23 protein-coding genes are annotated in these 22,759 nt (G+C 41.5%); 12 read left to right on the top strand and 11 right to left on the bottom strand.

Translation table 11 applies throughout. The features are described 5' to 3' along the window. Positions 1-7: 7 nt before the first annotated feature. The 3 genes from BW716_RS12200 to BW716_RS12190 form a co-directional block, all read right to left on the bottom strand. The gene (locus BW716_RS12200) at positions 8-523 is read right to left on the bottom strand and encodes a hypothetical protein (RefSeq protein WP_083722836.1); all 516 of its coding nucleotides are present in this window, start codon (positions 521-523) and stop codon (positions 8-10) included. 14 nt (positions 524-537) lie between these two features. Next, entirely contained in the window at positions 538-1,857 is a 1,320-nt protein-coding gene (locus tag BW716_RS12195; protein WP_083722835.1) for an amidohydrolase, read from the bottom strand. A gap of 143 nt (positions 1,858-2,000) precedes the next feature. Next, positions 2,001-2,816: an SMI1/KNR4 family protein gene (locus tag BW716_RS12190; protein WP_179091106.1), complete on the bottom strand. Its 816-nt coding sequence runs from the start codon at positions 2,814-2,816 to the stop codon at positions 2,001-2,003. Between the two features lie 116 nt (positions 2,817-2,932). Between BW716_RS12190 and BW716_RS12185 the strand changes: the two genes are divergently transcribed. The 3 genes from BW716_RS12185 (at position 2,933) to BW716_RS12175 (ending at position 4,384) form a co-directional block, all read left to right on the top strand. Beyond that, positions 2,933-3,502, top strand: coding sequence for an LUD domain-containing protein (locus BW716_RS12185; protein ID WP_083722833.1), 570 nt, complete (start codon positions 2,933-2,935; stop codon positions 3,500-3,502). 57 nt (positions 3,503-3,559) lie between these two features. After that, entirely contained in the window at positions 3,560-3,871 is a 312-nt protein-coding gene (gene rhaM, locus BW716_RS12180; RefSeq protein WP_083722832.1) for an L-rhamnose mutarotase, read from the top strand. 156 nt (positions 3,872-4,027) lie between these two features. Beyond that, positions 4,028-4,384 carry a carboxymuconolactone decarboxylase family protein gene (locus BW716_RS12175; protein ID WP_083722831.1) on the top strand — a complete coding sequence of 119 codons (357 nt, stop codon included), beginning with the start codon at positions 4,028-4,030 and terminating at the stop codon, positions 4,382-4,384. A 5-nt stretch (positions 4,385-4,389) separates the two neighbouring features. Here BW716_RS12175 and BW716_RS12170 read toward each other — a convergent pair whose 3' ends face one another. The 5 genes from BW716_RS12170 to BW716_RS12155 form a co-directional block, all read right to left on the bottom strand. Beyond that, positions 4,390-5,583, bottom strand: coding sequence for an AAA family ATPase (locus tag BW716_RS12170; protein ID WP_083722830.1), 1,194 nt, complete (start codon positions 5,581-5,583; stop codon positions 4,390-4,392). Between the two features lie 95 nt (positions 5,584-5,678). Then, a complete protein-coding gene (locus tag BW716_RS36745) occupies positions 5,679-5,828 on the bottom strand; it encodes a hypothetical protein (protein WP_179091105.1) in 150 nt (49 codons plus the stop codon). A 6-nt stretch (positions 5,829-5,834) separates the two neighbouring features. After that, positions 5,835-6,053: an RNA polymerase sigma factor gene (locus BW716_RS12165; protein ID WP_083722829.1), complete on the bottom strand. Its 219-nt coding sequence runs from the start codon at positions 6,051-6,053 to the stop codon at positions 5,835-5,837. 89 nt (positions 6,054-6,142) lie between these two features. Continuing rightward, positions 6,143-6,742 (bottom strand): tetratricopeptide repeat protein, encoded by a 600-nt coding sequence (locus tag BW716_RS12160; RefSeq protein ID WP_179091104.1) that lies wholly within the window; start codon positions 6,740-6,742, stop codon positions 6,143-6,145. 257 nt (positions 6,743-6,999) lie between these two features. Beyond that, the gene (locus BW716_RS12155) at positions 7,000-7,527 is read right to left on the bottom strand and encodes a hypothetical protein (protein ID WP_083722827.1); all 528 of its coding nucleotides are present in this window, start codon (positions 7,525-7,527) and stop codon (positions 7,000-7,002) included. A gap of 402 nt (positions 7,528-7,929) precedes the next feature. On the opposite strand from BW716_RS12155, the gene dinB reads away from it, so the two are divergent. The 4 genes from dinB to BW716_RS12135 all read left to right on the top strand — a co-directional run bounded on the left by dinB (position 7,930) and on the right by BW716_RS12135 (position 13,215). After that, a complete protein-coding gene (gene dinB / locus BW716_RS12150; RefSeq protein WP_083722826.1) occupies positions 7,930-9,075 on the top strand; it encodes a DNA polymerase IV in 1,146 nt (381 codons plus the stop codon). Positions 9,076-9,086: 11 nt separating this feature from the next. Then, entirely contained in the window at positions 9,087-12,017 is a 2,931-nt protein-coding gene (locus tag BW716_RS12145) for a DNA polymerase III subunit alpha (protein ID WP_083722825.1), read from the top strand. Between the two features lie 254 nt (positions 12,018-12,271). Continuing rightward, positions 12,272-12,703, top strand: coding sequence for a MarR family winged helix-turn-helix transcriptional regulator (locus tag BW716_RS12140; protein WP_083722824.1), 432 nt, complete (start codon positions 12,272-12,274; stop codon positions 12,701-12,703). Between the two features lie 11 nt (positions 12,704-12,714). Then, the gene (locus BW716_RS12135) at positions 12,715-13,215 is read left to right on the top strand and encodes a GNAT family N-acetyltransferase (protein ID WP_083722823.1); all 501 of its coding nucleotides are present in this window, start codon (positions 12,715-12,717) and stop codon (positions 13,213-13,215) included. A gap of 19 nt (positions 13,216-13,234) precedes the next feature. Here the strand turns inward: BW716_RS12135 and BW716_RS12130 are convergent, their stop codons facing one another. Both BW716_RS12130 and BW716_RS12125 read right to left on the bottom strand, forming a co-directional pair. Then, positions 13,235-13,561, bottom strand: coding sequence for a multidrug efflux SMR transporter (locus BW716_RS12130; RefSeq protein ID WP_083722822.1), 327 nt, complete (start codon positions 13,559-13,561; stop codon positions 13,235-13,237). Between the two features lie 75 nt (positions 13,562-13,636). Next, positions 13,637-14,197 carry a Crp/Fnr family transcriptional regulator gene (locus tag BW716_RS12125; RefSeq protein WP_083722821.1) on the bottom strand — a complete coding sequence of 187 codons (561 nt, stop codon included), beginning with the start codon at positions 14,195-14,197 and terminating at the stop codon, positions 13,637-13,639. Between the two features lie 88 nt (positions 14,198-14,285). On the opposite strand from BW716_RS12125, the gene BW716_RS12120 reads away from it, so the two are divergent. Beyond that, positions 14,286-14,891, top strand: a complete 606-nt coding sequence (locus tag BW716_RS12120; protein ID WP_083722820.1) for an FMN-binding negative transcriptional regulator — start codon at positions 14,286-14,288, stop codon at positions 14,889-14,891. A 12-nt stretch (positions 14,892-14,903) separates the two neighbouring features. On the opposite strand, the gene BW716_RS12115 is transcribed toward BW716_RS12120, so the two are convergent. Continuing rightward, complete coding sequence (locus tag BW716_RS12115) at positions 14,904-15,920, bottom strand: GntR family transcriptional regulator (RefSeq protein WP_083722819.1); 1,017 nt, start codon at positions 15,918-15,920, stop codon at positions 14,904-14,906. Between the two features lie 1,192 nt (positions 15,921-17,112). Here BW716_RS12115 and BW716_RS36735 point away from each other — a divergent pair. The 4 genes from BW716_RS36735 (at position 17,113) to BW716_RS12100 (ending at position 22,749) form a co-directional block, all read left to right on the top strand. Continuing rightward, entirely contained in the window at positions 17,113-17,262 is a 150-nt protein-coding gene (locus tag BW716_RS36735; RefSeq protein WP_179091102.1) for a hypothetical protein, read from the top strand. A gap of 267 nt (positions 17,263-17,529) precedes the next feature. Further along, positions 17,530-19,395: a nucleoside-diphosphate sugar epimerase/dehydratase gene (locus BW716_RS12110; protein WP_235643626.1), complete on the top strand. Its 1,866-nt coding sequence runs from the start codon at positions 17,530-17,532 to the stop codon at positions 19,393-19,395. Between the two features lie 62 nt (positions 19,396-19,457). Further along, the gene (locus BW716_RS12105; protein ID WP_083722817.1) at positions 19,458-20,303 is read left to right on the top strand and encodes a polysaccharide biosynthesis/export family protein; all 846 of its coding nucleotides are present in this window, start codon (positions 19,458-19,460) and stop codon (positions 20,301-20,303) included. A gap of 22 nt (positions 20,304-20,325) precedes the next feature. Next, complete coding sequence (locus BW716_RS12100; RefSeq protein WP_083722816.1) at positions 20,326-22,749, top strand: tyrosine-protein kinase family protein; 2,424 nt, start codon at positions 20,326-20,328, stop codon at positions 22,747-22,749. The last annotated feature ends 10 nt before the right edge of the window (positions 22,750-22,759 follow it).

Raw genomic sequence — 22,759 nt, 5'->3', positions numbered from 1 at the left:
TTTTAATTTATTTACGTTCATGAATATCCATTCTCAGGAGTTCATCTATAGATTCCTCCATATTGCCGGAATCAACGGCTTCGGCGAACTTTTTCAGTTGTTTCGTCTTTTTGATACCAACCCCCTTTTTATAGACATTCACTATTCCCAGAAGCCCTGCTCTGGCACCATCCCTTGGGTTCTTATTATCCTTGTTATTGATGCAAAAGGACGCATAATTTCCCAGGTAGATAGGGTACAGTTGCGGGTTATCTTTCATCAGCTCGATCAAAGGATCACCCAGGTTAATGTTCACATCAGGTGATCCCATTACCCATGTAAGGATAAATGCATTTGTACGCTTACGTAGTTCCAGTTGTTCATTGAGTGGTGTTTCATTCAGCCATTCAGTCGCCTGAAGGAACATGGGTGCTGCTTTCGCATAATCTTCTTTAACTTTCAGTTCAGGGAATTGCGGACTGCTCTGTGCGTTTACAAACAGGACACTCAGCAGCAGAAGGGAGGTAGCAAAAAATGTTTTCATATAGTATAGTGTGTTTACAAAGTACCGGGTGTACTATTATTGGTCACCTTATACAGGGGTTTCTTTTTCGCATAGTCAAATACCAGTTGGCAGAACACTTTAACACCCACATCCAGTTTTGAATCGTCAATAAAGAAATCCGGTGTATGGTGGGCGGCAACTTTTGCAGGATCTGCGCCTGCGGGCATGCCACCAAGGAAAAAGAAAAATGCAGGAGCTTTGTCACCATAAAAGGAAAAGTCTTCAGCACCTGTCGTCCATTCAGTTTCGTTTACATTATCTTTTCCGGCAGCGGCTTCGATAGAAGGGACCATGAGTTTTACTAGTTCGGGATCGTTGTAGGTCACTTTGGTCTTATTTTCAATCACAACATCTGCGGTGGCGCCAGAAGCTTCAGCTATTTTGGTGGCTGTGAGTTTCATTTTCTCATGCACCTGTTTCAGCATTTTGTTATCAAATGTACGAATGGTTCCTTCCATTGTCAATTCTTCAGGAATAATATTGCTTCTTACCCCACCATTTATTTTACCAACAGTGATGACTACGGGGCCTTTGGTCAATTCCGCCTGACGGCTGACGATGGTCTGGAATCCCTGAATGATCTGGGACGCGACTACGATTGGATCGATGCCGTTCCAGGGTTGAGAGCCGTGGGTTTGTTTCCCTTTTACTTTGATGGTGAACCAGTCGCTGGAAGCCATTTCGGCGCCGGATTTATATTTGACCATGCCCACGGGTGTCTGGGAGTTGATGTGCAGGCCGAAAATGGCATCAACTTTTGGATTGTCCATTACACCTTCTTTGATCATGAGTGGGGCGCCGCCTTCTTCGGGAGCAGGAGCACCTTCTTCAGCAGGCTGGAAAATGAATTTTACGGTACCAGGAACGTCTTTTTTCATGGAGGTAAGTACATCGGCGGTGCCCAGCAGGATCGCGATGTGAGAGTCATGACCACAGGCGTGCATAACAGGCACTTGCTGACCTAGGTATTCGGCGGTGTCAAGAGATTTGAAAGGAATATTGGCTCTTTCATAAACCGGGAGGGCATCCATATCGGCGCGGAGGGCTACAACAGGGCCTGGTTTACCACCTTTTAGAATGGCGACAACGCCTGTTTTGCCAACCCCGGTATGCACTTCGAGACCAAGTTTTTTTAAGTGTTCTGCGACGAAAGCGGCTGTTTTGAATTCTCTGTTGGAGAGTTCCGGGTGTTGGTGGATGGCCCGGCGCCAGGTGATGACAGAGTCTTTAATGGAGGACACGTTTTTGTCGAGGGTGGATTGGGCCATAGAAAGCATAGGAGCAAAGGTCAGCAGGATGAACGTCTTTTTCATGAGTCAGCTTAGATTTTGGTGAAGAGTGTGAGTGTACAAAATACAATTAATTTTGGCTTGTGGAATAGGCGGGAGAAAAATACCTTTTCGCGGGGAGGATAAACTAAAAAGCACTTTTGTGGTGGACAAAAGTGCTTTTTAGTTCAGGAAAGGTAATGGTTCAGTGAGTTGATAATCAGACCTGCGTCACGAAAGTTTTGGACCATTTCTTGTCGTTGACCTTCATACTCTTCATTCTCTATCTCCAGGAATACATAATTTTCATCTACTTCAGGGTGCCGGAGAATGCTGGCATTTAAATCATCCCGTTCTGCAGCATGTTCTGGTAAGAATTCTTCCTGATGGTACTTAGGTACTTTATTACCATGTAAATAGATTCGGACATCGTTTTCCCCATGAAAGCCAAAATAATGTAAATCACCAGCGGAAAAATGTGGTCTGATGGGTGTACCTAAAACGGTAGATATTATTCTTACCACCTCCCCAATCGACGTTGTTGTTTCCACTACAAATATTTCAACCTCTTCAACTATGATTAATTGCTCAAGATATTCACTAAATGTTGGAGCTATTGTTTCCTCTGATTTAATAATACCAGATTCAAGTTCAATATGCACAACAGAAGGTGTATCCGGATCTTTTCGATAATCCAGGCAGAGACACCAGTGAGCAAGTCCATCAAAGGGAATCAGCCCGTGTGGTATTGATGGCAAAAACTCATTGTTTGTAATTGAGTTTTCATTCGGACCGATGCCAAAAATCCTGGTATGGTTGTAATCTTCATCTCTTAAGCCACATCGTATATTCCCTCCATTTTGTTTTTTCATCAACTCAATGTAGGCCGCAGGCAGGCGGTATCCCAATTGCTTTTCAGCAGATTGAACCATTCCCGGAGTAAGTAATGGCTGAACATCGGATAGAGTAATGGGTCTTTCCCATATAGAATTTACATCTTTCATAGTGTGGGTAACATTTAAATGGTTAACAATGTCATATTCAATATAAAGAAATTCTCTAATTTCTCCATTATTTAATTTTCTCCCCGTAATTTGCACCTGTAATTCAAAGACATACCATGAGCAGAGAAAGCATATTATCCGCTGTAAAGCAAAATCAGCCTGAACAGCATCCCCTTCCGGAACTGGAACCCTTTCACCACAGTGAAGCAGGCGATCCTGCGGCATTTACGAAAGTCGTAGCGTTTCTTGGTGGCCAGGTAGTATCCATAAAAACTTATGCCGATATGCTCCCCCTAATAAAAGAACACCCACTGGTAGTTACCACCCACCCTGAATTTTATCCGGATGGTATGCAAAACTGGGAGGAAGGTGAGGGCCGCCAGCTTGAAAAGGTAGACCTGGCCATCATCCAGGGGCGCCTGGGCGTAGCGGAAAATGGCGCTGTATGGGTCACTGACGATGAATTGAAGGTAAGGGCGCTGCCGTTTATTGCGCAGCACCTGGCGATTGTCTTAAAAAGTTCGGAGATCCTACCTACCATGCATGATGCTTATCGCAAAATAGGCGGTCCGGACGCCGGTTTTGGAGTATTTATCGCCGGCCCATCCAAGACCGCAGATATCGAACAATCACTGGTTTTAGGTGCACATGGCGCAAAAAGCCTGACCGTGTTCCTGATAGATTAGAAATATTATACCGTATGCAGGTACATTGCCTGCATACTTTACTTAACCCACCCACGTATGAAAATCGCCTTTAAAATGTACCTCAAACCCGGGTACAAAGAAGAATATCGCCAACGACATGCTGCCATCTGGCCAACGCTGAAACAACTCCTGAAGGAAAATGGTGTCAGCGACTATACCATCTTTCTTGACGAGACTACCAATACCTTATTCGCCGTTCAGCAGCAGTCAGGCGAACAGTCTTCCCAGGAGCTGGGTACTACTGAGGTGGTGAAACGCTGGTGGGCTTATATGGCCGATATTATGGAAACAAACGAAGATCATTCCCCGGTATCCATCCCCCTTGAATCCGTTTTTCATATGGATTAACCTGGACTATTTCCTTTCGGCTAACTGGACTATCCATTTCCTTTCCCATTGCTTTATTTTTGACAAAAAAAGCATGCAAAGACTGGATATCACCAACCTGTTTCCCGAAATTTATGCCGCCATCCGTGGACTGGAAAAAGCGACCGGCGATCTGAAATTACACCTTTACAAAAAGAGTTAATAAAGATCAGGGCATCCCAGCTCAATGGTTGTGCTTTTTGTTTGCATATGCATGTAGAGCTGGTGTTGAAATATGATGAAGCAGCCTATCGCCTCAACCTGATCACTGTATGGAAAGAAGCAAAACATATGTTCTCAGAAGAAGAACAGGTCATACTGGAATTAACAGAACAAATGACCCTGATCCATCAACAGGGTCTCACAGAAAATGTTTATTCAAAAGCAGTGGCATTATTCGGTGAAGAAACCACCGGACAGATGATGATGAGTATCCTCGCTATTAATAGCTGGAACCGGCTGGGAATAGCCCTGCATTGGAATCCGCAGATATAATGAAATCAAAAAAACGGCTGTATCCAGCTTTCAGCCGGTTTTATCATCTTACTATCTTTCTCCACAATACTTCTCATTACACCTTCATTCAATAAATACGCATTTGCCTTTTCGCTTTCCAGCCATAAATTACTATGCATAGTGAGTCCCTCTTTCATGCCTGCATACACCTGGTTATTGATGGTTTGCAACACTGTTGGACTATTAGTGGTCATCACCACCTGATTATCTGAATAATTTGCTGCCAGCGTGATCAAATCTATCATTTGCTGCTGTGCTAACGGATACAAATGTGCTTCCGGTTCATCGATGATTAAAAAATATTCTAACCCTGTCTGCATAATAGTAAACAACTGCATGAGCAGCCATAATGCCTCCTGCTGCCCGGTCGATGCATATGGCATTTCAATAAATGTTCCTTTCTTTTCCAGTTTGATCCGCTCATTTTCTTTCTCATATACATAATCTCCTCTCAGTATTTGCTTTATAAGCTTAATGCCCATCTCCAGACTTTCCCTGTCCACAATATTAAGTGCGGCCTCCTTATTCACCATCTTTTCCAACTGATCAAAATATAAAGGTTTCATGTCCGCTACCTGCTGAATAAAAACTTTCATCGTATTGTCTATCCGCTGATCCAGGTACCTGTCAGAAACCCCATAAGCCATTACTCTGCCCGCAGGTATATACACCGGTATCTTTTCTTTCCCTAACAACTTTGAAATATATCCATCTATCTCCTGGTAGAATTTCTGTTTCGTTTCTTTACTGGCATCAATATACCGCTCAGTTATAAAAGTTCTCAAAGCAGCAAAAATATCCCTGATCTCTACTTCCAGTTTTTCACTAAAGGCTACCTGAATTACTTTCTTTTTCTGAAAAATGGTAATCACCTTATCATCCTCATAATCATATTTCAAAAAGAAGTCACCATAGCGCGGAAGGTTATTCCAGAAGTGGTTAAATTTACCAACTATATGCTCCTTTAATATCACCTCAGGAAGTGGGTCTGCACATAACCCCTCCACCAAATCTGATACTGTTCTAAAAACCTCTTCCCGTAAAGATTTGAAAATATATAGCAGCTTTAAAATCGTACTTTTCCCACTTGCCTGCGGGCCAATCAAAATCATGTAATCCTGTATGTTCAATTCCACTTCTTTTAGTGGACCAAATTTTCTGATTTTTAACTGTTCCATAATTCAATATCCAGATAATTTATCATTCTTTCAAATAATTCGAACAGAATGATCAAATAGAAAAGCCACCTCTCAAAGTGGCTTTTTCCATTTCATTATCTTCTTTGCCTTCTCACCAAAACAGCTGTTACGATCACGGCTATCAACCCCGGCAGCAATCCTGGTAATATCCATTTGATCACATTTACACCCGCAGCCGATACCCTTACAGCATCATCTTTGGAAGGTGCCCTGTATACATCCACAGGAAACTAGACTTCTCCATTATTAAACTGTGCACGCCGCTCCCATAGAACCGCAAAGGTGGTGTTGACTACATCTTCTGCTTCTTCTTTCTGCCCTAAGATCTTATAGGCAAAATAGCACAGTGGTTGAAGCTGTGCGTTAAAGATGGTGCGGAATGCTTGTTCGTCGCCCTGCGAGAAGCGCAGGATGATATTTGGATCGTTATAAGGTGTAAGAATTGTCAAGTCAGCCGAAAGTTAGACACACATTTTGCATTCAGCCCAAAATACTATTTTTTAAATTGGTTTTTCAGTCATTATATTGACTACTACATTCATTTATTATAATTCCTTCTTAATTGTCCTAGCGACCTTTTATGCCCCTTTTCCGCTGCTTTTTCAAAATAGTGCTTCGCCCAGCGGTCAGATTGCTTTACTCCATCACCATATTTATAACACAGCCCCAGATTATAAATAGCACTTAAATGGCTACCCCGGGCAGCTTTCCTATACCAGAATACAGCATTTTTATCATTTTTTTTAACCCCGTGTCCCAAAAAGTAACAAATGCCCAGAGCATGTTGTGCCATGAAATCTCCTTTGATAGCAGACCGTGTATACCAGCGAACAGCGGTTTTAAAATCCTGTGCTACGACCTCTCCATTATAATAAAAGAATCCGATATTGAACATCGATTCCATATGTCCCTGTTCTGCAGCTTTCATATACCAGTTAAATGCTTCGGGAATATTCCGGGGAATACCTTTGCCATGATCATAAAGCGTGGCAAGGTAGAACTGGGCACTTTTGTGGCCATTACAGGCAGCAGCATACCAAAGGTCAAAAATAACCTGCCAGTCTTTTTTCCTCCCATGAATATTAAAGGCGAGATGATAGCCTTTGATAAAAGCGCGGTGTTGTTGGGCGTAGGTCATTGGATTAACTTGGAAAATAAAATGCCTCACAAAGGTGAGGCATTTGGAATAAATTGAAAACTTTATTCTGAAATTAATGATGTCCATGTTGCAAATGGGAAAGGACATTTATCATATCCTTCCATTGCTATTGGTAATGGTGCGGCCCAAACGTAATCCGCTTTTTTGCGCATTATAGGAGGACACTGTGATTTTATTCTTACAGTTTTGATCCTCTCATTAGTTGTTGTAGTAGTACTTAACATATTTTCTTGTTTTTAATTTCTCTTTTTTCTAATTACCATAAATCGGTCATAATTGACATCCGGCTGGAATTCTTCCCACTCATTGCCCCGCAACCCGAAAATGTGAAATAGCTCCTCTATTTCCTCTCTATGTGCATTTATGCCCATCTGGTATAATCTTGTCCTTGAAAGAGTACTTCCTTTTGCATGTAGATAGACACGGCCTGCATGATCTGTAAAATCAACGACCGTACCCGCAACTGTAGCGAGAATTTTAGCCTTATCTTTATTATTTGAAGTAACATTATCACTGACGCTGTCAGTAACTTCATCATAATCTCCAAATGATAAATTGAATAGGGGCCCATCCCCATCATCAACTTTTTCATATCGTATCTTCTTTTTGATAACCCCTTTTGGCCCCAAACTTTCAAAAGTGAAATTGGCAAAGGTGCTATCGGGACAACAAACATATTTCTCGAAGTGCATACCCAAATTTATTCCTTCCTTTCCGGTTTTTTCTTGTTCATTTTTGTTCATTTTACTTTTCTGAAATTCCATACAACTCAATACCCACAGCCTTTCCCATACTACTCACTGTTTTTAAAATCACCTACACGAAACCTCGCTGCACTTTGTCTGAAAATACACCATCAATTCATTTATATATACTCCCCCAAAGTCAAAAAAAACACACACTTCCCAAAAGTGCACTTCCCCAATTTTTCTGCACCAATAATAAAATGATCCCGTAATCAAAAATCCATTTTCATAAGCTAAATTTTACTAAAAAAAAGTAGTGGATCGGCTATATTTATCAACTATTTTCATTCTATGAAACCATCAGCTGTGGCTGATTTCAAAGGAAATTGTATTTTCGGCAAAAATGCTAATTTGTTTAGTTTTTATTACTAAATATAGTAGTAATATTGCGTTGCCGCCTTACCTTAAAATAGAGAAGCTATGAAATTAAATGAGCGATCCATTATTCATCTTGATCTGGATGCATTTTTTGTATCCGTTGAATGTCTGAAGAATGGTGCTTTCAAAGGAAAACCCCTGATCGTAGGAGGGGGAGAGCGGGGAGTAGTCGCAGCCTGCAGTTACGAAGCCCGTGCTTTTGGTGTACATGCTGCCATGCCTATGCGCACTGCCTTGTACCTATGCCCGCAGGCTATCGTTATCAAAGGTGATCATGAAGACTACAGCAACTACTCACGTCAGGTCACGGAAGTGATTGCCCAATCAGTACCGATGTTTGAAAAAGCCTCTATCGATGAATTTTATACCGACCTAACAGGGATGGATAAGTTTCACAGTACTCAAAAATTCAGTAAAGAACTCAAAGCAAAGATTTATAAGGAGACCGGCCTGCCAGTTACATATGCACTGGCATCGAATAAACTGATTAGTAAGATAGCGACAAATGAAGTAAAACCCGATGGCCAGACAATCATTCCTTTCGGAGAAGAAAAATCATACCTCGCGCCACTGGCCATTGAAAAAATGCCAATGATAGGAGATAAGACTGCAACCTTATTAAGAGAAATGGGTGTAAGTACGATCCGTACATTATCTGAAATTCCCCCCAGTTTGTTAGGTGCCAGATTTGGGAAAAATGGGCTAGAACTGTCAAGACGTGCAAATGGAATTGATGAAACGCCCGTTGTACCTTATTCTGAACAAAAGAGTATTTCTACACAGGAGACTTTTAATAATGATACAATTGATATAGCATTCCTGAACAGAGAAGTGGTACGCATGACCGAGAAGATCGGTTTTGTACTCCGCCAGCAGAATAATCTGGCGGGGTGTGTAACCGTAAAATTACGGTATGCCAATTTCGATACGGTTACCAAACAGCTGTCTATTTCTTATACCTCCTCTGATCATATACTGTTGCGCACAGCAAAAGAATTGTTTGATAAATTGTATGACCGGCGTATGCTGGTAAGATTGGTAGGCATTCGATTTTCTGATCTCGTACCCGGTAATTATCAGATTAGTTTGTTCGACGATACGCAGGAGATGATTCAATTGTACCATGCAATAGATAGTATTAAGAAGCAGTTTGGCGCGGGTGCATTAGTGCGGGCACGGACACTATGAAGTAATTATTTATGTACCTGAACTGTAAAACATTTTTTTCCTACCGATACGGTACCTTCTCCACAGAAGAACTGGTCGCCGCCGGCGTCGATGCCTGCGCCAACAGCATGGCCATTACCAATATCAACAACACCGCGGATGTATGGGACTTTATACAACATTGTCACAGTGCCGGTATTCATCCCGTACCCGGCACTGAAATCCGGAATGGTGATCATTTCTGTTATTTATTGCTCGCAAAAAATAATACAGGCTTCCTGCATATCAATCGTTTTTTGACTGAACACCTGCAGGAAAAAAAGCCTTTCCCTGCAAAGCCTGTCATAGACGATAGCGTATGGGTAATCTATGCCCTCGGCATGGTTTCGCCGGCCAGGTTAGCGCTCAATGAACTCATCGGTGTGCAACCTACCGAAGTTAATAAACTCTTTGGGATTGACTTAGGGGCATATAGTACAAAGTTCGTCGTCAGACAGCCTGTTACTTTTCAGGACCGTACCTTTTACAGCGTACACCGGCTGCTGCGGGCCATCGATAAAAACATCGTACTGAGCAAACAGGAAGATACGCACAAAGCTGCCGTACATGAATACTTCATGCCAATGACAACCATCATGGAGCAGTTTAAACAATACCCACAGATCTTGATGAACACGCTGCGGATAATGGAGTCGTGTGACATACAAATTGATTTTAAAGCTGACAAAAACAAACAGGCATTTACAACTAGCCGGGAAGATGATCGTATTCTGCTGGAAAAGCTTGTTATGGATGGTCTGCCATATCGCTATGGCAGTAAGAATGAGAAAGCCCGGGAGCGCGTATTAAAAGAGTTGAAGATTATCAACGACTTAAAATTTAATGCCTACTTTCTCATTGCCTGGGATGTGCTTCGCTATGCGAGAGACCGGCGGTTCTTTTATGTAGGACGTGGTAGTGGAGCCAATTCGATCGTGGCTTATTGTCTGCAGATCACCGATGTCGATCCGATACAACTGGATTTATATTTTGAGCGTTTCCTCAACCCGTACCGTACTTCTCCTCCTGATTTTGATATTGACTTTTCCTGGAAAGACAGGAATGAGATCATCGACTACATCCTGAAGCGTTATGGTAAAGAGCATGTGGCGCTATTGGGCATGCATACCACCTTCCAGCGCAGAGCGATCATCCGTGAATTAGGAAAGGTGTATGGCTTGCCCAAATCGGAGATAGACCGCTTGTCAAGAGGAGAGTACAATACGAATGATAACAATCACAGGCAGATCATACGCTTTGGCGATCTGATGAAAAATTTCCCGAATCATGTAAGCATACATCCCGGTGGTATGCTGATCAGTGAATTGCCCATTACGCAGTATACCGCATTAGAGATGCCACCGAAGGGATTTTCCACTACACAGATAGATATGCTTGTAGCGGAGAATGTGGGCTTGTTTAAGCTGGATATATTGAGTCAGCGGGGACTGGGGCATATCAAAGACACGATAGAACTGGTGCGTGAGCACCATCATGTAGATATCGATATTCACCAGGTAGAGCAATTCAAAAAGGATCCGCAGTTGGCTGCGCAGATCCGTGATGTGGATACTATTGGATGTTTTTATATAGAGAGTCCTTCCATGAGAGGGGTATTGCGCAAGTTGCGGTGCGATGATTATCTCACACTGGTGGCGGCATCTTCGATTATCCGGCCGGGGGTGGGGAGTTCCGGGATGATGCAACAGTATATCTGGCGGTTTCACAACCCGGATAAGTTTGAGTACCTGCATCCGGTGATGGAAGAATTGCTGGCAGAGACCTATGGTGTGATGGTGTACCAGGAGGATGTGATCAAGGTCGCACATTATTTTGGCGGTCTGGATATGGGAGAGGCGGATATCCTGCGGCGGGCGATGAGTGGAAAGTATAGAGGAAATAAGGAAATGAAGCGACTGGAAGAGCAGTTCTTTCGCAACTGCGAGGAGCGGGGGCATCCTGAAAAGATTGCCAGGGAGGTATGGAGACAGATCGAAAGTTTTGGAGGATACTCATTTAGCAAGGCGCACTCTGCGAGTTTCGCGGGGGAGAGTTACCAGAGCCTATACCTGAAAACGTATTATCCAATTGAGTTCATGGTGGCGGTGATTAATAACTTCGGCGGGTTTTATTCACGGGAGTTATATTTTCAGCAGTTAAAGAAAGCCGGTGCCAATTTACAGGGGCCTTGTGTCAATAATAGCGAATACCTCACAGATATCAGAGACGGGAAGGTATACGTAGGTTTTATTCATATCCAAAACCTCGAACAGAAATTCGCAGAGAAGCTATTGGCAGAACGCATACAAAATGGTCCTTATGTCCATTTGCAGGATTTTATAGAACGTACAGAGGTGGGGATAGAACAATTGAACTTATTCATAAAAGTGGGCGCATTTCGTTTTACAGGGCGAACAAAGAAGCAGTTATTGTGGGAAGGGAATTTCTTGCAGGTGCACATGGATGATCATGTACCGGGACGGCAGGCGTTGTTTGCAGAAGAACCGGTATCGTTTGAGTTACCCATGCTGCCTGATAATCAAAGGGAAGATATGATGAAGGAGATGGAGTTAATGGGGTTTCCGATAGGGAATGTATTTGAGCTGGTGGATGATGATCTGTCGAAGTATCCGCTGGCAGCGACCTTACCGTCTTTATTAGGGCACGAGGTGCTCGTATTGGGATACCTGGTATGTACAAAGGAGACGATGACAAGAGAAAAGCGGGAGTTAATGCATTTCGGTACATTTCTGGATGCGGCAGGAGATTGGCTGGATACAGTACATTTCCCGGAAGCGGCACGGCGGTACCCATTCCAGGGGAGAGGGTTTTATAGGTTGAAAGGAAAGGTGATAGAGGAGTTTGGGGTGTATAGTGTGATGGTGGGTGAGATGGAAAAGGTGGGGATTAAACAGGAGTGGTAGTATAGTAGAACTTCGATTAGGGTTCGATATAGCTTCGTCACCATTTCGCCACCAAAAGGGCATCAAAAGGGCACCAAAAGGTCACTTCAATATCCCAGGGATATACAAGTGACCTTTTAGTGACGAAATGGTGACGAAGTTATATCGAAGCGCTGGTATGGTCAGGTACCGAAAGGACTGGTGATCTCCTTATTAGAAGGATGTTTTTTACTTTAGTAGACAACGTCCACTAAATATGTTATCTTTACCCTACCATGTTTACCAAAACCATCCAGGAAATTCGCGTATTCAACCGCTTCTATACAGACCTTATCGGCCTGTTAAACAAGCATTTGCTCAACAGTGCTTACTCTCTATCTGAAATCCGTATAATGTACGAGATCCATACAGCCGGAGAAGCCCAGGCTTCCCATATCATGTCTGCAATGGATATAGATAAGAGCTATCTGAGCAGGATCCTGAAAAAACTGGAAAAAGACGGTGTGATTACCAGAAAGGCTTCAGAACAGGATGGGCGTGCTACAGTGTTGTCACTAACCGCAAAAGGGGAGAAGCTGTTTGAAGAACTGACAAAGGCAGCAGAAGACCAGATCAGTGGATTGATAACGCATCTGAATACCCAACAACAAGTGGAACTGGTTACGCATATGCAGGCGATCAGAACGATATTACAAGACAATCAATAAACAGGAGAATCATGAATGCAGGAATTAGTTTAGCCGATATCACCATCAGAAATAACTTACAGCCCGGAGACCTGGGTTTTGTGGCCTACATGCATGCGATGCTGTATGCAAAGGAAATGGGGTATGGAATTAATTTTGAAGGATATGTGCTGAATGGTTTGGGAGAGTTTGCGCATCAATATGATCCTACGAAAGATAAAGTCTGGATTTGTGAGCATGAAGGGAAAATAATAGGTTCCCTGGTTGGGTTTCATAGAAACAGTGATATCCAATTCAGGTATTTTATATTCCTGCCGGAATACAGAGGGATTGGATTAGGCAAGCATCTCATGGCAGAATTTATGAATTACGCAAGAGCGTCAGGGTGTAAGAATATTTATTTGTGGACGACCACCGAACAGGCAACGGCAATTTCGTTGTATACGAGATTTGGGTTTAAACAAACAGGAGAGAAGTTTTCGACCGCTTTTGACAAGCCACTCACAGAGTTAAGATTTGATATGACATTATAAAGAATGATCCTGAAAAGGATCATTCTCCCACTATTTTCAATCCAATAATAGAACCAATCAGTAAAGTAATAAATACAATCCGCCAGGTATTCACCGGATCTTTGAATACAAAGATCCCCACTAAAACCGTACATACTGTACCAATCCCTGTCCATACAGTATAGGCTGTGCCAATAGGAATGGTCTGTGCGGCTTTCATCAGCAACCCAAGACTGAAAGCCATGGCTATCACCAGCGCTGTATACCAGCTATAAGCAGTAGACCCGTTGGCAGCCTGTGCTTTTCCTAAGCAAAAGGTAAAGGCTGTCTCTAATAACCCCGCCAGAACTAATATTATCCAATTCATGGTCGCAAAGGTCTGAAGAGAGAGGGAGAATATTTTATACAAATGATAAAAAAGAGGACAATTAACAGGTACCATCTACTGTTTCGTTCTTATCCTGCTCAAACTCACCTGCGTAATTCCAAGATAAGACGCAATGTGTCCCAATGATACCCTTCTGAGCAGTTCCGGGGTATCCTGCATTAGATCTGCATACCTTTCGGCTGCTGTTCTGAACTGCCTGGCTATTAGTCTTACCTCTGTTCTTGCCAGTTCAATCTCCGCCAGTTTTCTTCCCCAATTGGCAATATGAATGTCCTGAAGATAGAGTGTTTCCAGTAAGGCACCATCAAAATGATACAATTCACTATCTTCCAGTAATTCGATATCTTCATAGCTCTTCTCCTTACTCACATAGCTTTTCATTGACAGCACCGGGTCGCCTTCCATACCAAAAAAGAAGGTAATGCTTGTGTCTTCTTTTTCTGTAAAAGCCCGGACAATACCTTTCTTAATAAAATACAAATTATGATCTATCTTATCTGCCCTGAACAGCAGGTGGTATTTAGGAAGAGACACCACTTCTGCTATAGCCAGTAGTTTTTCGACCGCTTCAGGAGGCATTGGATGAATCCGATGTATAATTTCAGTTAAGGTCATAATGATGCAAAAGTAAATATTCTCTGGACTATTACTTATTTCCCCGCTGGCCCCCTGCTGATCGGCTAAAAAATTACACCTTTGCATTATGTATATACCACACGATAATCTCATGGATAACCCTGCTGAAATCCTGTCCTTCATTCAGCGGTATAGCTTTGGAACGATGATAACGAATATTGAAGGTATACCTGTTGCCACCCACCTGCCTTTTCATGCAGAGATGAGAGCGGATCAGCTAATCCTTACCGCACATATTGCGAAGGCAAATAAGCAATGGCAGGCGATAACCGTGCAACAGAATTTAGTTATTTTCTCTGAGCCGCATGCGTATATTTCTCCCACTAATTATGATAGTCTGCAATCGGTTCCTACCTGGAATTATTTGTCTGTGCATGCTTATGGGAAGGCAAATATTATTAATGAAAAGGAAACCGTCATGGCAATGCTGGAAGCAGCAATCAAGGATTATGAACCGGGGTATATGGCACAGTGGAATGAACTGTCGGAGACATTCAGGTACAAAATGGCGAATGGCATTGTCGCTTTTGAAATAGTCGTTACGACATTACAAGGCAAAAAGAAACTCAGTCAGAATAAAACAGATGAAGAAAGAAAAAGAATCATTGCATCATTGAAAAATTCCGGAGATAGTATCGTCACTCAGTTAGGAGAGTACATGGAAAATCCATAGGGGTTTTCAGGCTTACAAACTCCCCCTCATGATTAACCTGAACTCATTCTTCACTACCTCCATCTTTTTTCCTGATATCATTTTCGCTGCTGCCTTGCCCATCTCATCATGGTCTGTGGAAATAACTGTTATACCATCTAATAATATCTCTTTTAAAAGCGTCTCATTGTAGCTAACAATCCCCACATCCTTTCCAATTGACAATCCCTGATTGCGGCAAATTTTCACCAGATTGACCAGGTCCGTTTCCTCAATAATCACATATGCCTGTCCTTTTACGACCGGGGTATCTAACTCGACTCCTTCTATCACCGAATAATTAAAATCATTCATCCTGCAGAAATACTGGAACCCCATTTTAATCTCCTCAGGGTAAGGTGTCATGCCGGGGTTCACATACACCAACCTGTCGTACTTCTTTAATTGAGGTAAAGCATCTGTCAATGAAGCATATATATCCTTCTCAAAATTCTGATATACGATACCATACTTCCCTCTCAACCCGGGGAGGTCCTTATCTAATAATATCAGTTGATCTGCTGGTATCCGCTGTATAATCTCAAGTACTTTTTCCGGCTGCTCATAAAAATGCGGCATGATCACATAATAATCATAGTCACCGATCCGGTTGTTCATCAGGTTCTCGAACAAAGTCACACTGTGATGATGAATATGGAGGTCTACAAATACATTATTTCCTAATGCATGTACAAATGCATTATATAATTGTTTTTTATAGTTGCTGATTTTATTAAATAAGAGTAACACCCGTAAAGGGATGGTGACATCGGTCCGATTTATAAAATACCCTTTACCTTTTACTGATATAATTACTTTCTTATCCCTCAGTTCATTGTACGCCTTCTCCACAGTTCCACGTGATAACAGGTATTCTTCACTTAATTCATTAATAGATGGAATTTGCTGGTCGCGCTTCAATATGCCATCTCTCACGGCTGCCATAATAGAATGTACAATCTGCTGATAAACGGGAATTTTGCTACTGGTATCAAGTTTCAGCCCTTTCATACCTCCAAAATACTAAAACTTCCCTCATGTTGCGTATATATACGTGTATGGCGAAACTATGATATGGTTATATAATATATATATGCTGGTGAACATATTTTGCATAATTATTGTTCTAGTAATGTTATATTGGTCTAGTTGAATAGATCGATTGGACAAACAGGCATTACACACTTCTGGCCATTAATTTTTGATCCTTATGCATGCATTTTCGTTTATATGTAGCCGTAATTGATACTTCAATAGGTGGAAACTACCTATTAACAAATCATTATTGCTTTTTTACCAACGATAGTATTAATTTTGGTGTACAAGCACATGATCACTACAACTACTTTCCCTCCTTAAAAAATTTTAACCATCTGATGTGAAGGCTATCGGTAGAACGGATGTCGTCGTTTTTACCAATAACCACCAGGGTTATATGTACACAACTTACTAATTAAACTATGAATCAGAATCATCAAGCAGCAGTTCCCGAAAGTGCTGCTACCAAAAAAGTACATCGTTGTCCCAGATGTAAAGGGGGAATTCTGGAAGACAGAGTTCCAAGAGGTTTTATCGTTAAATATTTATTGGGGGTATTTCCACTTAGAAGATATATTTGTTACAAATGTTTCAAGAAATCATATGTATGGCATAGGGAATGACTTTTCCCATCTCCTAAAATGCGCCCCCAAAACTTTGATTGTTAATATGGTGAATATATTGAATATATTGCTGCTTTAATAAATTATTTTCAGCTTTTATGAAAACAATCTTCTATAAAAATTGTTATTCAATCTGGAAAGACTATATACTAATTACTTGAATTGGTATATTGTTTGAGTGATTAATCTAACTCCCGATAATTGTGGTGAATGGGAATCTATTCTAAGTAACTTTCTTTAGAGTTTATTCAATCTCCAAACATATATATTCAATTTAGGCGAATGTTTTGACACACTAATATCATAATTTTAATTGCAACCTTTTGAAGCATTCACTTTGTGTTAGGTTGGTAGTGAGTTGCCAAGTGAGGCCGATTGGAATGTGATACGTATAAATGCGTATTTTTTTATAGATTAAGTTGCTTCCTATAGTAGGGTCTGCTGAATAAGTATTAAAGTGTTGTTAATTAATATTATATGGCATCCTTTTTGATAAAGAAGTGTTTCTGTATTGAAAGATTCGTCTCCAAAACCATGCAGCCATGATACGGTACACACCTGCAAAACAGTTGACATTAGAAGGCTTTTCCACTCCTTTTTCGCAGCAATTATTCAGCAGGGCCTATAATAATCCTTTCGGACTGAGCGGCAAGTATTTATTGTTGGTTTTTAATGGTTTGCAACTGATTTAAATATATATTGAGCGTGATGTATGAAATAAAAAAACATCTGATCATAATTACTTATTCTTTACGCAAAAGCTAATATTATGTATTTATTTGCATGCTGTTTATCTCAAATGACATAAACAAGTTATAAGGGTAAGTAATAACGATTGGAATAATTATGAATCACTGATACAGTTTTAACCTTATCTAATTAATTCGATGACTAAGAGATCTTGGATAACCCCGTCCTGGCTGATATTGCTATTAGACCTCGGGTGTTCTATTGTTGCTATGAACCTTGCATATTTGCTAAGGCTCAATTTTAACCTCGAAGATTTTAGCCACTACCCCATTAAAGATATCATGGTGGTAGTGCTGTGTACGAATTTGTTATCATCACTGATATTTCGTACTTACACTGGTATTGTTCGTTATACCAGCATGTCCGATGTAAGCAGAATATCGGGAATGGGGGTATTTGGAAGTTTAATCTATTTTTCTGTGAACTATGCTGCTGTACGCTACAGCACTGGTATCATGTTCCCATTATCCATCATCCTCATTAATTTCTTTATCAGTATCTCTTTACTTTTATCTTATCGGTTATTCGCAAAATGGGCTTTTAACTACTATGCTCATTACGGAACTATCCATAAGACCAAAGCGGTTATCTACAACGCGGGCTATTCTGGCCTCATGGTCCGCAAAGCCATCAGTGAAGACTCCTCTGGCAGTATTCGGATCTGTGGATTTCTTGATGATAAACTGACCCGCGCCGGAAAACGATTGGAAGGGTTGCCTATCTATGCTACAAGCAGGGCTTCTTTGGAAAAACTGGTCTCTCAGGAGAAAATTAGACTCCTCCTTATTTCCGAAGAAGCCATGGATCCACAACTGTTAAATAACCTGGTAGACAACTGTCTCGCTCTTGATATCAAAATTCAGAAAGTTTTACCTGTAAACAGATGGATTGCCTCTGGATGGAATTCTAATCAACTACAGGATATTAAAATAGAAGACCTCCTGGACCGTTCTGTGATCAAAATCAATAATGAACAGGTGAGAAAAGAGGCCCAAAGGAAATCAATTCTGGTGACCGGTGCCGCTGGATCCATTGGTAGCGAACTGGTCCGCCAGCTGGTAAAACTGGAGCCTGCTGTACTTATTCTCTGTGATAAAGCAGAATCTCCATTGCATGAATTGGAACTGGAACTCCAGGACATGATGTATAATAAGGTTACAATCATTCCTTTTATTGCAAACGTATGCGATAAGAATCGCATGCAACAGCTTTTTGAGGTATATGAGCCTACCATGGTGTACCACGCAGCAGCTTACAAGCATGTACCCATGATGGAAAAGAACCCGTCTGTCGCCGTCATTAATAACGTATTAGGCACCAAGATATTGGCTGAGCTATCTGCAGATTTTGGCGTTGAAAAGTTTGTGACAGTATCTACCGATAAGGCTGTTAATCCTACCAATGTGATGGGGGCCTCCAAAAGAATCGCCGAGATTTTTACCCAATCTTTCAACCATCACATGCACAAGCAGTACAAAAAGACCGGTCCCGTATATGGTCATCGGCCTACCCGGTTCATCACCACCAGGTTCGGAAATGTACTTGGTTCTAATGGAAGTGTTATTCCGCGCTTCAAACAGCAACTAGAGAAAGGTGGACCTCTTACGGTAACACATCCCGAAATTACACGTTATTTCATGACCATTCCAGAAGCATGTCAGCTCGTACTGGAAGCCGGAGCAATGGGACAGGGAGGTGAAATCTTCGTGTTCGACATGGGACAGCCTGTAAAAATAGCTCACCTGGCCAGGAAAATGATCCAGATGAGTGGTCACGAACCCGGGAAAGACATCCAGATCGTATATACTGGCCTCCGTCCGGGAGAAAAATTATATGAAGAACTACTTAATAATTCTGAAAATACAGTAAGCACTTATCATGAAAAGATCATGATAGCAAAGGTAAGAGAGTACGATTTTGCTGAGGTGAATGCAAGAATTGAACAACTGATAGAATCCGCTAATAAACACTACATAACACCCACAGTGGCACTCATGAAGCAATTGGTCCCCGAGTTTATTAGTAAAAACTCCACATACGAGCAGTTGGATAAAGATAAAATAAAATTATCCTAAGTTTGCAGACACAAAAAGTGTTTATTGCGGAATCATCATTCTTAAAACAATTATTTATATAAATGAATTTAATTAAAAAGGAAGGGATACAACAATATAGCCCTATTAGATATTTGTGGATAGGATGTATTGTCATACTTTGCCTATTTTCATGTTCCTCTCCTAAAAATGTTACGTACTTCAAAGATATTCCCGATACAATCAAACAAAGAAGTATTGAGCTGGCCACTTTCGTGACTCCCGTTATCCAGCCAGATGATATACTGCAAGTTACCATACAGACCCTAGATGCTGGCGCTACATCTATGATGAATCAGAGCAGTCCTATTTTTACTGCCAATGGTACTAGTCCGGCAGCCATCCCCGGGGTTCCTACAGTAAACACCACTGTACCTAACGGTTACCTGGTAGATAAAAACGGGTACGTTTTACTTCCCATCATCGGGAAAGTAATGGTAGCCGGTAAATCTACAGACCTCGTCAGAGACGAAATCAGGAACGGTGCAGAACAGTATTATAAAGATCCGGTTGTAAATGTACGTTTCGCAAATTTTAAAATCACTATACTTGGAGAAGTAGCAAGACCATCCGCATATATAATGCCGAATGAAAAAGTAAGTATCTTGGATGCGATCGGAATGGCCGGTGATCTGACCATTTATGGCAAAAGAGAAAATGTCCTGCTGATAAGAGATAACAATGGTAAAAAGGATTTCGTACGTTTTAATCTGAATGATAGTAAATTGTTTTCTTCTCCATACTTCTATTTGCACCAGGGAGATGTGGTATATGTTGAGCCTAATAAATCTAAGGTAAATTCGACTGACATGTCACAGGTGAGAAACATATCTATCCTGACCTCTGTATTATCTTTAGTGATCATTGCAGTTTCCAGAATTAATTTCTAGTATAATTTTTCATATAAAGAAAATGAATAGTAGCGACAATATAAATCTGAATGGTCATCTAAATGGTCAGGCCTTTAAAAGTGACAGTGCAGATAGTAAAATAGCTGTAAGAAGAATCGTGGATAAAGTGATCACTAACTGGTATTGGTTTGCTTTGTCTCTGGTCCTCGGTGTGGGAGGGGCGATGGCATATCTAAGATATGCAAATCCCGATTATAAGATAAATGCGAAGATCATTGTAAAAGATGACCAGAAAGGCGGTAATTTTCCCGGCCAGGAACTCCTGTCTCAGTTGTCCATGTTCAATAACAAGGACAACGTAGATAATGAAGTGGAAGTGCTGAAGTCCCGTTCCCTGATGGAAAAAGTAGTACGTGATCTGCAGCTCAATGTAACCTATATTGAGTTTGGACGTATCAAAACTGCTGAAATCTTCGGTATTGTACCTTTTAAATTACAATGGGTATCCCTGAAAGATACTCTCATTCCTAATGCTTATCAGATAGTTACCAGTGGCGAAGATGGTTTTACCATCTACAGCAATGGAATGCCTAAAAAAGCTGCTAAGTGGGGAGATACCCTGCAATTGACGGAAGGTACCGCTGTGCTGAAAAGGGAATGGCAATTTCCGGTTGAAGCAAGTCACAAATACGGCATTCAGGTCATCTCTATTGATAAGGCTGTGGCGGATTACCATAAAAACTTTGCGATCTCTGTACCTAATAAACAGGTGAGCGTGATCGATATGTCGCTGATTTCTTCTGTACCTGCTAAGGGTGAACTGATTGTTAATTCCCTGATCAATGCTTACCTGCGTTCTAATGTGGAAGATAAGAACAGGATCGCAGACAGCACGATTTCCTTTATTGATAACAGGTTGGTGGACGTGAGTAGTGAATTGTCAGGTGTTGAAAAGGATATTCAGCATTTCAAACAGGATAACAACCTCGCTGATATTACTGAGCAATCCAAGGCCCTGATCAATGGTACGACTGATTTTACAAGGCAACTGACTGAACAGGAAGTGAACCTGAGTGTGATTCAATCCCTGGAATCATATATCAAAGATGAAAAGAATAATTCCCGCATCGTGCCAACTGCTCTGATCGTGCAGGATCCTACGTTCATGTCCCTGGTTGAAAAATACAATAATCTGGAACTGGAAAAAGAGCGTTTGCTAATGACGAATACAGACGCGAACCCGTTGGTAAAGAATATAAACTTACAGATCGCAGGTTTAAGAGCAGATCTGCAAACGAGTCTGGGTACCTACAAACGCGGCGTGGAAATAAGTATCAGGGAATTGCAGACACGTTCTAGAGCACTGAATAGTGAGATCCATCAGGTGCCCGGAAAAGAAAGGGTATTCCTGGACTTTTCCAGACAGCAGGCTATCAAGCAGGAATTATACCTGTTCCTGCTGAAGAGACGCGAGGAATCCGCTATTTCCAAGTCTTCCAACATGGCAATAGCACGTGTGATAGATGCAGCGAAGAGTGAGCCGATTCCATTTAAGCCTAAGCATTCGCTGGTGATCCTGATCGGTATTCTGATCGGTATCGCAGTTCCTTCACTTTGGTTATATCTGAAAGATATCCTGAGTACAAGGATCGCATATAAAAATGACATTAAGGATAATACCCCTGTACCTATCCTGGCAGAGATAGGGCATAGTGATTATAAAGATATTGTGGTAGTAAAGAAAGAAAATTCTTCCCTGCCACTGGTAGAGCAGTTCCGTGCTATCAGAACCAACCTTCAGTTTGTATTGTCAAGCAAAACTGAGAAAACCATTTTGCTTACGTCCAGTATGAGTGGTGAAGGTAAATCCTTCATAGCAACCAATCTGGCCGCTATTTTGGCTTTATCCGGCAAGAAGGTTGTGCTGATGGAGATGGACCTCAGAAAGCCAAAGATCTCAGTGAATCTGGGTATCAATAACCAGACAGGTTTCAGCACATATGCCATTGGTATGACGACAATCGAAGACCTGATCCGTCCTTCTGATATTCACCCGAATTGTAGTCTGATCACCTCAGGACCTATTCCTCCCAATCCGGCAGAATTATTGTTACTTGAGACGACTGAAAAATTATTTTCGTATTTACGAACAGAATTTGACTTTATTATAGTAGATACTGCCCCTGTGGGACTTGTAACAGATGCCCAGCTGCTAGCCAAATATGCCGATGCCACCCTGTATATTGTACGACAAGGATTCACATTTAAGGCGCAATTACAGATCAGCCGTGACTTGTTCCTGCAGAGGAAAATGCCGAAAGTCAACCTGGTTGTGAATGATGTGAAAATGGATCGTAGCAGCGGTTATGGCTACGGCTATGGGTATGGTTATGGATATGGTTATGCAGGTGATGCCAATGCAAACAGACGTTCCCAGTCCAAAGGACTATTTATGTCGAAACTCCAAAAATCAAAGAAGGGATAAAAGATCCTTT

Origin of the sequence: [Flexibacter] sp. ATCC 35208 (genome assembly GCF_001975825.1) — a bacterium.
Lineage (GTDB): Bacteria > Bacteroidota > Bacteroidia > Chitinophagales > Chitinophagaceae > Chitinophaga.
The sequence above is the reverse complement of the archived record's forward strand: the minus strand, read 5'-3'. Positions and strand labels throughout refer to the sequence as shown.